We start from the raw sequence: 10,695 nt of genomic DNA, 5'->3' as shown, positions 1-10,695 counted from the left end.
TAGTTTGACTGGGGCGGTCTCCTCCTAAAGAGTAACGGAGGAGCACGAAGGTACTCTCAGCGCGGTCGGACATCGCGCGTGGCGTGTAAGAGCGAAAGAGTGCTTGACTGTGAGACTGACGGGTCGAGCAGGTACGAAAGTAGGTTCTAGTGATCCGGTGGTTCTGTATGGAAGGGCCATCGCTCAACGGATAAAAGGTACGCCGGGGATAACAGGCTGATCGAAGCCAAGAGTTCATATCGACGCTTCGGTTTGGCACCTCGATGTCGGCTCATCGCATCCTGGAGCTGTAGAAGGTTCCAAGGGTTAGGCTGTTCGCCTATTAAAGCGGTACGTGAGCTGGGTTCAGAACGTCGCGAGACAGTTCGGTCCCTATCTGCTGTGGGCGTAGGAGATTTGAGGAGGGCTGTCCTTAGTACGAGAGGACCGGGATGGACGAACCTCTTGTGTTCCAGTTGTCATGCCAATGGCACGGCTGGGTAGCGAAGTTCGGTTGTGATAACCGCTGAATGCATATAAGCGGGAAGCACGCTCCAAGATGAGATCTCCCTGAAGGGCCCAGGAAGACCACCTGGTTGATAGGCTGGAGGTGTAAGCACAGTAATGTGTTCAGCTTACCAGTACTAATCGCCCGTTCGGCTTGTTCATAGAATTAACTCTGCGCAGCAGCCGCTGTCGCAAAGACATTCAACAAGCCTTGTAATGGTCAACAATAATGATTCAAGTAGTAGCCCAATCGATTTCGTTGTGAGATATTAGGCACGTGGCGCCAGTTTGCTGCGGCTTCTCCGGGAGAACACACCCGTCGACAAGCCAAGGCTGCGGGAAAAACAACCCGCCAAGCGCCGACCAGGTTTACAAAGGCGTACTTGCAGTAAACGCCTTAAGTTTGCCGGTGAGAATACCGCGAGGGTCCCACCCGTTCCCATCCCGAACACGGAAGTTAAGACTCGCTGGGCCGATGGTACTGCACGCGAAAGTGTGTGGGAGATTAGGTAATCGCCGGCAATAATCTCAAGCAAAGCCCGCTCTTCGGAGCGGGCTTTTTGCGTTGATGCTCTTTTCGACCTTTCCTCCTGTCTCATTGACAGCGCTCTCCATTCGCATATGAAATGGACTGGCATCCAACACCTCCATTTCCCATGACCAACAGAAGAGACTTCCTCCGCCTCGCCTCCAGCATTTCTGCGGCTTCCGCGCTTACCCTGCTTCCTGAAAGCAGTCTGGCTGCACCGCAAACACAGCAGTCGGCCCGCACGCGCCACTCGCATCCCATGATTCCCGCCGCGGCCCCCATGCTTGCGCTCCAGCAGCGCTTCGTCGATCTCCGCTTCGGCATGTTCCTGCACTTCAATATGGCCACGTTCCAGGATCTGGAATGGGGAGATCCCAGCTCCGCGCCGACCCTCTTTCATCCCACCGCGCTCGATACCGACCAGTGGGCCGCGGCGGCGCAGTCCGCGCAGATGACCTGGGGCTGCCTGACCACGCGGCATCATGATGGCTTCTGTCTCTGGCCGACGAAGACGAAGGGCGCGAACGTCGGCCAATCGGAACCTGGTATGGATATCGTCCGCCGCTACGTCGACTCCTTTCGCAAGGCAGGGCTACGTGTCGGCCTCTACTATTCCATCCTCTCCAAGCGCGACGACATCCGGCACTTCAATGTGACGCCGGAGAAGATCCAGCTCATCAAGGACCAGCTCACCGAGCTGATGACGCAGTATGGCGAGATCGACATCCTCATCACCGACGGATGGGACGCGCCCTGGAGCCGCATCACCTATCAGGAAGTGCCCTTCCGCGAGATCTATGACATGGTGAAGTCGCACCAGCCGAACTGCCTCATCTGCGACCTGAATGCCAGCCAATACCCGACAGGCGGTCTCTACTATTCCGACATCAAGGCCTTCGAGCAGAATGCCGGGCAGAAGGTGCCCGCGCATAGCGACCTGCCGGCGCTCTCCTGCGTCACGCTGACCGACGGCTGGTTCTGGAAGCAGGCCGACATCCATGGCCGCATCAAGCCGGCCGAGACCGTCGTCAACGAGTGGCTGGTGCCGCTCAACCAGCGCCACTGCAACCTGATTCTGAATGCGCCGCCTACGCGGGAAGGCCGGCTCGCGCCGAACGTGGTCGCCCGGCTGGAGGAGATCGGCAAGCTCTGGAAGAAGCCTGCTGCGCCGGAACCTGTCACCGAACACATCCGCATCACTACCCCGAATCTCGCGACGGGCAAGCCGATCCACGCCAGCTCTTACCCGGATGGCGTAGGCCCCGATCAGGCCAACGACAGCAACTTCCGCTCGAGCTGGTACGCGGAGAACCAGACGAGCGCATGGCTCGAGGTCGACCTTACCCAGCCGACGCGGCTGAACACGCTCAGCCTGGTAGAGCCGGTGGGAGCATGGGACGACTATCAGCAGAGCCGTATCCGCCACTTTGAGTTCCAGGGGGACACCGGCTCCGGCTGGACGACGCTCCTCTCTGGCGAAGCGCCCTCACCGACGACGATCCTGCGGCTCCCGCAAACCGTGACAGCCAGCCGCGTCCGGCTACAGATCGAGATGTCGGCGCCCGAAGCGCATATCGCAGACATCGGAATCTACAACGAACCCGTTTAGGCGAGAAAAGCCTACCTCTGTGTCACCGTCACTTCGGGGAAGGGGTGCGGCTGGCCGTCCATCAGCGGCGACGGCCGGCCGCGCAGCGTCTGGTCGAAGAAGGCCAGCGTGAGCGCGCGGAGAATGGCGTATTCGCGATAGGCCGGAATGCTACCCACCCAGGACTGGCTGCGCAATGGCGAGTAAAGGCTGCGATCGGTGAAGCTCGCGTGGGTGCTGCCGTGCAGGCTCACGTAGAGGGCGTGCGATCTGTCGAGCATCACCGCATCGCGCAGGTCCAGCAGGTGATCGTTGCGCGTAACCGGATCTTTCAGCTCTTCGGGCGTCGGATTGCCGATGTCCTCTTCGATCATCATCATGGGCTTGCCCAGCGCTGCCGTGACCTGCGGGCCCCAGAAGGAGCCGTCGTAGTCGACCGCTGCCTTCACGCGCGGATCGCTTCGCGCCGTTTCTACAGCTGCTGCGCCGCCAAAGGAGTGGCCGAGCGCGCCCACGCTGGCCAGGTCCAGCTGCCGGTAAAACGGGCTCGCGGGATCCGCATTCCAGCTGGTCAGCGCATCGAGGACGAAGCGGTTATCGTCCGCCCACACCGCGACCTGCTGCCCTCCATAGGCGTCCAGCTCGGCAAAGCTGCGCTCGGAGAAATCGAGCTTGGGATCGGGGTCCGGCTTGCCTACGTGCCCATCGGCAAAGAGCGTAGGCCCGGAGTTGCCGGTGTGATCGATGCCCACGACCATGTAGCCGTGGCTGGCCAGGTCCTCGGCGAGATAGGTGTAGTAGGTACGGCGGCCGTTCCAGGCTGGATTCAGCAGCAGCACCGGCATTGGCGCGGCGGCGGGCGGTGCATTCCAGCGCGCATGGGTCCACAGCACGGCCTGATATGTCGATTCGAGCTCGGTCTCCTTCAGCCGCCGATAGGCTGCACGCGCCCCGCTGTGCTTTCTGGCCGGATACCAGAGCTGGATGACGATATGCCGTGCGTCCGGAATGGAATTGGGGCCGGCTGAGGAGTCGTCCGCCGGATGAGGATTCACCACTTCCAGTACCCGGGTCCCGATGCCGAAGGGGCCGGTGGGCGCAGGCAGGCGGAACATGGGTACGGCCCATGAGGCCGCAATCGATCCGAGGAGCAGGAGCAGGATCGTGGCTCCCAGCCAGCGCCGGAGCCGGAGCAGGCGTGGCACGGCGAGCGGCAGGATCAGGGCTGCCAGGTAGGCGGGCGCCATCTGCCAGTGCGGGCCTTCGATCGCCGCATGCAGCAGAAGCACCAGCAGTTCCGCCACCACCAGCCATCCCTGCAGGCCCCGGGTTCTTGTGCGCCGGAAGAGCAGCAGGCCGCTCGCTCCCAGCAACGCTACCAACACCACTTCCAGCAGACGCACTGTCGTTTCCTCCCGTGGCCAGCCTAACCCAGCGGGGCAGGAAATCCTTGAAGTGTCCTGGTTACCGTTACCAGAAAGTTATCGGAGTCACCTTGTATCGCGAAGCTTCACATCTCTAAAATGCCCCCGATTTGCTGATCGACCAGGTTGTTTCCCGGTAATCGCTCCGAACCTACAGCCTGCGCGCTTCACGAGCTGCATCTTCTGCCGCCGGGTTGTGCTCGTCTCGCCGGCTCACGTTCCGTAAGCCCGACAGGATCAGGATTATGCCTGCTGTTGCGTCCCGGAGCATCCATGCCGAGAGCCTGCGCGATCCCTCTGCGTGGACCGTGTTTCTGACCCTGTTGGTGCTGCTGCTCAGCGCGGTCGAAGGCTGGTACAGGCGCACGGACTTTGCTACCGATGCTATTTCCTATCTCGATATCAGCCGCGCGCTGCCTGCGCATGACTGGAAGATGGTCTTCAATCCCCTGTGGAGCGCGGGCTATCCGGCGCTGCTGGCGCTGATACGGCCGGTTTTCGCCGCCAGTCCGGGAGGCGAATGGGCCGCGATCCATGTCCTGAACCTGCTCGTGCTGCTGGCCACCTGGAGCGCCTTCCTCTACCTCCTGCGCGCTTTCGATCCCCTGTTTGCTGCTTTGCCGCAGCCCGAGGCGCGCATGCGGCGCAGGCTGTTGCACTTTGCCGGGGTAGCCATCTTCCTGGCCATTCAGCTCTGTATCGACTCGGTCGCCCGCGTGGGGCCGGACATGCTGGTCACGCTCTTCTTCTTTCTGGCGACGGGCACGCTGCTGCGGCTGGTCCGCACGCCTACGCCCTCCCGCGCCGTGCTTCTGGGCCTGGTCCTGGGACTCGTTCTGGGCGCGGGATACTGGTCGAAGGGAATCTTCTTTCCACTCTCACTGGTGATGCTGGCGGTGGCCGCCGCGGCCCTGCTCCGCGCCCACCGGACGGCTATCCCGGTGCTGCTTGCCGCAGGTGTGTTTGCTCTCCTCGCTGCGCCTTATGTTGCCGGGCTGACGTGGTCCTATGGGCATTTCACCACCGGCGAATCGGGAAACCTGAACTACGCCTTCCATGTGAACTATCTTCCGCGCTGGACCAACTGGCAGGGCAGCGCCGGTTACGGCACGCCCATCCATCCCACGCACGAGGTGATGCGAAATCCCGACCTGTTTGTCTTTGGCGAGCCGTATCACAATACTTATCCGCCGTTCGGAAACATCGCCTACTGGTACGAGGGCTATCGCCACTTCTTCAGCCTGCATCACCAGCTGACGGGCGCGATGCGCGATCTCGCCTACCTCGCGCATATCCTGCTGACCGGGCCGATTTTCTACGCCGTCGCGCTCGCGACGCTGTTGCTCTTCGTTTATGAGCCGGACAGGCGCGCTCTTCTAATCGCGATCCTGCGGCTTTGGCCGCTGTATCTCGCCGGGGTGGTGGGAATCCTGCTCTACGTGCAGGTTCATCTCGAAGATCGCTACCTCGGCTCGTTCCTGAATGTCCTGTGCCTCACGCCTTTTGCCGCCGCGGCGCTCTATGCCCGTCTGCCTGCCGCGCGGGTGCGCACGCTGGTGTGTGTGGTGCTCGGCGTGGGAGCGGCGCTGAACCTGGCGATAGTCGACCGCGATGTGCTCGATCACCTGCGGCACCGGTACACCTATGCGCAGAATCCGCAATGGCGGCTCGGCCTCGGTCTTGCCCGTCTCGGGCTTGCGCCTGGAGATCGGGTCGCGGTGGTGGGTGGCCCGAATGCGCAGTGCACCTGGGCGTACGTCGCCAGGGTGCGCATCGTGGCGGAGCTCGGCGGCGACCCGTACGACCAGCTCCATCCTTCAGGTCATCCGACGGACCAGGAGATCCACCAGTTCTGGAGCGCCGCGCCGGAGGACCAGCGCCGCATCCTCGGTCTCTTTCGCCAGGCCGGAGCAGTCGCAGTGATTGCGCCCGTTACCGCCGCGGATCACGCGCCGGCAAAGCAGGCCGGCGGCTGGCATCCTGTTCCGGGCACCAATTCCTGGGTGTATTTCCTGAAATAGAGCAGCGTGGAACACTCAAAATGTTCCACGTGGAAACTCTTATATGTATAGGACTTGTCAGACTGCACTGCTAGTGGTGCATGATTCTGGCAATCACTGGATTCCATACCGGCAAACTCGAAAGTGGCGGCAGCGTGAGGACGCACAGCATCGAGACCGCGACGCCGATCACGGTGCAGCGATGCAGCTTGCGCCTCGACCACAGGTCGTAAACGATCATGATCGCCAGCAGGCCAACGTAGACCGCAATGGTGCCCGAGAGGCGGATCGCCGGCGGAAACGGCCAGCGGTTGATCGCCGGGCCAGTAATGGCGATGGTCCCCAGCATCATCAGCCGCTTGTGCGCAGCGCCGTCCCTGCGCCGCAGCAGTCCCCAGCCGGTGAGCCAGAGAAAGAGCGCCAGCTCCTCGAGGTCGCCGAGCAGGATCAGCGAAGCGGGAATGCCGGTGCCGTTTCTGCGGATCGAGTCGAAGAGCGTCACCACGCCGAAGACCGCCATCAGCGGGGGAAAGACCAGCGCCAGCACGCCCAGCCTGCGGTGCAACTTTATCTTGCGCGCGGCGATCAGGAAAGGCTGGATGGTGAAGAGGAAGATCCACGAGACGAAGAGCGCGCCGTGCACATGTACCAGCCAGTTCGGCAGCGGGGCAAACACCATGCCGGCGAAGAAATAGCTCTGTGCGAAGCCGATGACGATCACGGCCAGAACGATGGCCGCCATCGCGGGGAAGAAAATGTCGTCGGCGCGCAGCTTGCGCGCCGGCGCTACCGAGGTTGTGGACATCGCCACCTGCCAGAATTCCGGATTTGGGGAGGCCGGCAGAAGGGACAGGATGAGAGCGTAGCCGGAGCGCGCCCAGATTAGCATCGTCCGCGGGCGACATCCATGAGAATTTGCGCGGAGAATCGACCGGGCAGGCCTGCTGCATCGCAGACCCTGCACATATCAATCGTTTTGGCTCCCAGCCTCATCCAATGGTCTAGGATTAAATCAGCGGTCATATCAGGCTATGGGCCAAGAAGTACAGTCCGATTCCGGCGTCCTGCTCAGCGAGGATCAGGTGCAGCTCATCGCGAGAGCGCTCGCCGATCCGCGGCGGTACGACATCCTGCGGCACATCGGCTCGACAGGTTGTACCCCGTGTAGTTCGATGCGGGAGTGTGTCGATATCAGCCCGGCCACGCTTTCGCATCATATGAAGGAACTTGAGGCGGCCGGGCTGGTCACCGCCACGCGCAACGGCAAGTTCGTCAACTACCAGTTGCGTCGCGACGTCCTCGACGCCTTTTACGACCGCCTTCGCATCGACTTCGCCTGAAAACGCAGAATTTAGGAACCTGAGCGCACGCGGGCGATGTATGCCCCCGCTCCACCCGGCCTTGGGCTTGTGAGCGACTCCCGGATTCTGCAATCCACGATTTCCAGTCGAGACGTAAAGCACCCAAAACGTTCCTCTTCCCCTGTCATTCCGACTGAAGCGGTCGCGGGCCGCGAAGCGGAGGAACCTTGCAGGTCTCTCGCCACAGCGAGGATACGGGTGCCCCATCCAAGCTCCGCTTGGGTAGGAAGGTAAGGGCAATATGCGGTTTCTTATGAATCCAGCGAGAACTGCAGGTTCCTCCATTTCGCTCGCTTTGCTCGCTCTGGTCGGAATGACAACTGCTTCGCGCAGGGCGAATCGCCTTCGGCCTCCGCCCCTTTGGTCGCGCTCCTGTTTATGCTTCTATCTGAGCCCTGAGCCCTGAGCCCTGAGCCCTGAGCCCTGAGCCCTGAGCCCTGAGCCTTGAGCCCTGAGCCCTGAGCCCTGAGCCCCGGAATCCACCGCTCCACAGAATTTCCACACCGCGCGCAATTTCCCCTGCATCCTTTCCCCGTGCGCCTCATCAATTCGATAGTTGTCGAATCGTCGAATTCAAGGCGACCCGGCACTCGATCCGGAAGGATCCAAGGAGATTCGCCATGAGCAAGCTTGCAGGTAAGGTCGCAGTCGTCACGGGTGCTTCGAAGGGTATCGGCGCGGATATCGCCAAGGGACTGGCCGCCGAGGGTGCTTCGGTCGTCGTCAACTACAGCTCGAGCAAGGAAGGCGCCGAGAAGGTCGTCTCCGAAATTACCGCCAAGGGTGGCAAGGCCATTGCCGTGCAGGGCAGCGTCGCCAAGAACGACGACGTGGTGCGCGTCTTTGCCGAGACGAAGAAGGCCTATGGCAAGGTCGACATCTTGGTGAATAACGCCGGCGTTTACGAGTTCGGCGCAATCGAGCAGATCAACGAGGAGCACTTCCACAAGCAGTTCAACACCAACGTGCTTGGCCTCCTGCAGGCCACCCGCGAAGCGGTTGCGCTGATCGGCCCCGAGGGCGGCAGCATCATCAACATCGGCTCGGTCGTCAGCCGCATCACCCCGCCGGCGTCATCGGTATACAGCGCCACCAAGGCCTCGGTCGACGCCATCACCGATGTGCTCTCGAAGGAGCTCGGCCCGAAGAAGATCCGCGTGAATGCGCTCAACCCCGGCCTGATCGAAACCGAGGGCACGCACACCGCGGGCATCATCGGCAGCGACTTCGAAAAGGGTGCCGCCGCGCAGACCCCGCTCGGCCGCATCGGCCAGACCAAGGACATCACACCCGTGGCCGTCTTCCTGGCCTCGGATGACTCCGCCTGGGTCACCGGCGAGCTGATCAACGTATCGGGCGGCGTCCGCTAAGTTTTTGCATTGCTGTTGGTCATCCCACCCCCGGCAGGCCTGCTCCCCTGCCGGGATTTTTTTGTTTCTGAAGAGACCGCGAATCCGGTCGCTCTCGTCCGGTTTGGGTTGATTCCGGCGTGGCAGTTTGAGACGCTCGTAAGGTGAAGGTCTTTTTCTTTGTACTTCTGGCGACTGTCCTTGAAGCCACCGGAGATGCGCTGGTCCGCATCGCCCTCGAACACGGAAGCGGCGCTGCGCGGGTCGGTCTCTTTCTGACAGGAGCGCTGGCGCTCACGCTCTACGGGACCTCGCTGAACCTGGCTCCGGTGGAGTTCGCTCAGGTGGTGGGCATCTATATCGCCACGCTTTTCGTCGTCTTTCAGGTCACAAATTACGTGTTCTTCCACACTCTGCCTACGCCGCAGGTATTTGTAGGCGGGAGCCTTATCGTGACCGGTGGACTCATCGTCGGCCTCTGGAAGTAACGGCTGTGCGCCGGGCGAGACTGGCCGTCCTGGCCTTTCGCCTTCGGCATGCGCTCACGCTCGTCGCGAGGAGGCATCGGGCTCCATGCAAGCCCGCTGTGCGAGTCAATAGAGGCCTCGCCGACGCTAGCTTTCGATTCCGATCGCGATGACGAAGTAATTCGCGGGCGTCGTGCCCACGTTCTTTAGTCCGTGCATGGTGTTCGAAGCGGCATAGAGTACGCCGCCCGGTCCCACGACGGAGCGCTGTTCGTCCATCTCAAACTCGACCGAGCCCTCGCGGATCATCATCAGCTCCGAATGCCGATGCTTATGCGGCGGATGCGGCATGGCGCCCGGCGGCAGCGTCGTCTCATGGACTTCGATGATTTCTCCGGTCGGCAGCCGCCCTGCGAGCACCGGCCGTGAGGCTCCTCCGTTGGCGGAGGTGTGGACCGGCAGCTGATCGAAGGCGAAGGCGCGTGAGATATCCGGCAGCGCCTCGGGAGGCTTCGCCTGCGCATGGGCGAGTGTGAGGCTTCCGAAGAGGCCTGCCAGGGCGGGCAGGCCTACGCATAGTTCCCGTCGAGAGATTTCCTGCATGGGATGCCATCTTACGCTGCTTCCTGCTTCGCGCAGTGCGAGGATTGGCCGTCAGGCCTTCCGCCTTCGGCTTCTTCGCGCAGGGCGGTTGCCTTCGGCATTCGCTCCCTTTGGTCACGAATGTAGCTCTCTCTTTCCTCTTCACTTTGTCATTTCGGCCGAAGCGGACGTAGGCCGCGAAGTGGAGGAACCTGTGGTTCTGCCATAACACGCGAGGATATGGGGGGCCCGTCCAGGCTTCGCTTGGGCGGGAGGCCAGAAGCAACATGGGGGCATCGCTAATCCTGCAAAAGAACCGCAGATTTCTCCACTGCGCGAGGCGAAAAGCGTCTCGCTCTGGGAAGAATGACAACTGCTTCTATCTGAGCCCTGAGTCGTTTGCAGTCCTGCAGGTCGCGTGCTACTATCTGTTCTGTAGCCCCCTGTTTGCAAAGCATTCGTGCGTGTGTGGCAGGCTGGATACAAGGCTGTTTTGGGCTGGCGTAGCTCAGCTGGTAGAGCATCTGATTTGTAATCAGACGGTCGGGGGTTCAAATCCCTTCGCCAGCTCCAACTCCGCGGTTCCAGGCAGGCATATAGCAGGATCGCCGGTCACACCCCGTAGCGGACTCCTTCATCAGCGCAATGCAATTTGTCCGGATGTTCATCCGGAATGCTGGTGGGTGTCTCAAAGCAGGATAGGGCTGGAGTCCGGCAACCGGATGCACAGGTGGCCGAGTGGTTAATGGCAGCAGACTGTAAATCTGCCGCTCCTTGGAGCTACGGAGGTTCGAATCCTCCCCTGTGCACCACTCCATTTAGGCTTCCCGCTGAAAAGCCGGAAGCTGGAGGGATGCGAAATCCCTCGTAAGGTTTTACCGGCAGAAGCAAGGCCGGGCTGCAAGGCAG

Annotated in this window: 8 protein-coding genes, 2 tRNA genes and 2 rRNA genes; 9 read left to right on the top strand and 3 right to left on the bottom strand. The window is 61.5% G+C overall.

Annotated features, from left to right (window positions below):
• From QM649_RS19660 to QM649_RS19650, 3 genes are all read left to right on the top strand, one after another.
• Window positions 1-648: ribosomal RNA gene (locus QM649_RS19660) — 23S ribosomal RNA — on the top strand; the annotation flags it as partial.
• A 243-nt stretch (window positions 649-891) separates the two neighbouring features.
• A 5S ribosomal RNA gene (rrf, locus tag QM649_RS19655) occupies window positions 892-1,008 on the top strand.
• A 134-nt stretch (window positions 1,009-1,142) separates the two neighbouring features.
• Entirely contained in the window at window positions 1,143-2,624 is a 1,482-nt protein-coding gene (locus tag QM649_RS19650; protein ID WP_415200776.1) for an alpha-L-fucosidase, read from the top strand.
• Between the two features lie 11 nt (window positions 2,625-2,635).
• Here QM649_RS19650 and QM649_RS19645 read toward each other — a convergent pair whose 3' ends face one another.
• A complete protein-coding gene (locus QM649_RS19645; protein WP_415200775.1) occupies window positions 2,636-4,006 on the bottom strand; it encodes an alpha/beta hydrolase family protein in 1,371 nt (456 codons plus the stop codon).
• 266 nt (window positions 4,007-4,272) lie between these two features.
• Between QM649_RS19645 and QM649_RS19640 the strand changes: the two genes are divergently transcribed.
• Entirely contained in the window at window positions 4,273-6,048 is a 1,776-nt protein-coding gene (locus QM649_RS19640; protein ID WP_415200774.1) for a hypothetical protein, read from the top strand.
• Between the two features lie 70 nt (window positions 6,049-6,118).
• On the opposite strand, the gene QM649_RS19635 is transcribed toward QM649_RS19640, so the two are convergent.
• Window positions 6,119-6,916 carry a hypothetical protein gene (locus QM649_RS19635; protein ID WP_415200773.1) on the bottom strand — a complete coding sequence of 266 codons (798 nt, stop codon included), beginning with the start codon at window positions 6,914-6,916 and terminating at the stop codon, window positions 6,119-6,121.
• 142 nt (window positions 6,917-7,058) lie between these two features.
• On the opposite strand from QM649_RS19635, the gene QM649_RS19630 reads away from it, so the two are divergent.
• The 3 genes from QM649_RS19630 (at window position 7,059) to QM649_RS19620 (ending at window position 9,225) form a co-directional block, all read left to right on the top strand.
• Window positions 7,059-7,367, top strand: a complete 309-nt coding sequence (locus tag QM649_RS19630) for an ArsR/SmtB family transcription factor (RefSeq protein ID WP_415200772.1) — start codon at window positions 7,059-7,061, stop codon at window positions 7,365-7,367.
• A gap of 641 nt (window positions 7,368-8,008) precedes the next feature.
• Window positions 8,009-8,758 carry an SDR family NAD(P)-dependent oxidoreductase gene (locus QM649_RS19625; RefSeq protein WP_415200771.1) on the top strand — a complete coding sequence of 250 codons (750 nt, stop codon included), beginning with the start codon at window positions 8,009-8,011 and terminating at the stop codon, window positions 8,756-8,758.
• A gap of 143 nt (window positions 8,759-8,901) precedes the next feature.
• Window positions 8,902-9,225 (top strand): hypothetical protein, encoded by a 324-nt coding sequence (locus QM649_RS19620; RefSeq protein ID WP_415200770.1) that lies wholly within the window; start codon window positions 8,902-8,904, stop codon window positions 9,223-9,225.
• A 126-nt stretch (window positions 9,226-9,351) separates the two neighbouring features.
• On the opposite strand, the gene QM649_RS19615 is transcribed toward QM649_RS19620, so the two are convergent.
• A complete protein-coding gene (locus QM649_RS19615; RefSeq protein WP_415200769.1) occupies window positions 9,352-9,807 on the bottom strand; it encodes a cupin domain-containing protein in 456 nt (151 codons plus the stop codon).
• 476 nt (window positions 9,808-10,283) lie between these two features.
• Between QM649_RS19615 and QM649_RS19610 the strand changes: the two genes are divergently transcribed.
• Window positions 10,284-10,359, top strand: a tRNA-Thr gene (locus tag QM649_RS19610).
• A 151-nt stretch (window positions 10,360-10,510) separates the two neighbouring features.
• Window positions 10,511-10,598, top strand: a tRNA-Tyr gene (locus QM649_RS19605).
• Window positions 10,599-10,695 lie beyond the last annotated feature (97 nt).

This window comes from Silvibacterium sp. (assembly GCF_047605705.1).
GTDB lineage: Bacteria > Acidobacteriota > Terriglobia > Terriglobales > Acidobacteriaceae > Silvibacterium.
Note: the sequence above shows the minus strand (reverse complement) of the source record. Positions and strands in the feature narration are given on the sequence as shown.

Excerpts from the sequence above, each read along its gene's own strand:
- QM649_RS19615 (WP_415200769.1), bottom strand. The coding sequence starts at position 9,807 with ATGCAGGAAATCTCTCGACGGGAACTATGCGTAGGCCTGCCCGCCCTG.
- QM649_RS19625 (WP_415200771.1), top strand. The coding sequence starts at position 8,009 with ATGAGCAAGCTTGCAGGTAAGGTCGCAGTCGTCACGGGTGCTTCGAAG.
- QM649_RS19635 (WP_415200773.1), bottom strand. The coding sequence starts at position 6,916 with ATGCTAATCTGGGCGCGCTCCGGCTACGCTCTCATCCTGTCCCTTCTG.
- QM649_RS19640 (WP_415200774.1), top strand. The coding sequence starts at position 4,273 with ATGCCTGCTGTTGCGTCCCGGAGCATCCATGCCGAGAGCCTGCGCGAT.
- QM649_RS19630 (WP_415200772.1), top strand. The coding sequence starts at position 7,059 with ATGGGCCAAGAAGTACAGTCCGATTCCGGCGTCCTGCTCAGCGAGGAT.
- QM649_RS19650 (WP_415200776.1), top strand. The coding sequence starts at position 1,143 with ATGACCAACAGAAGAGACTTCCTCCGCCTCGCCTCCAGCATTTCTGCG.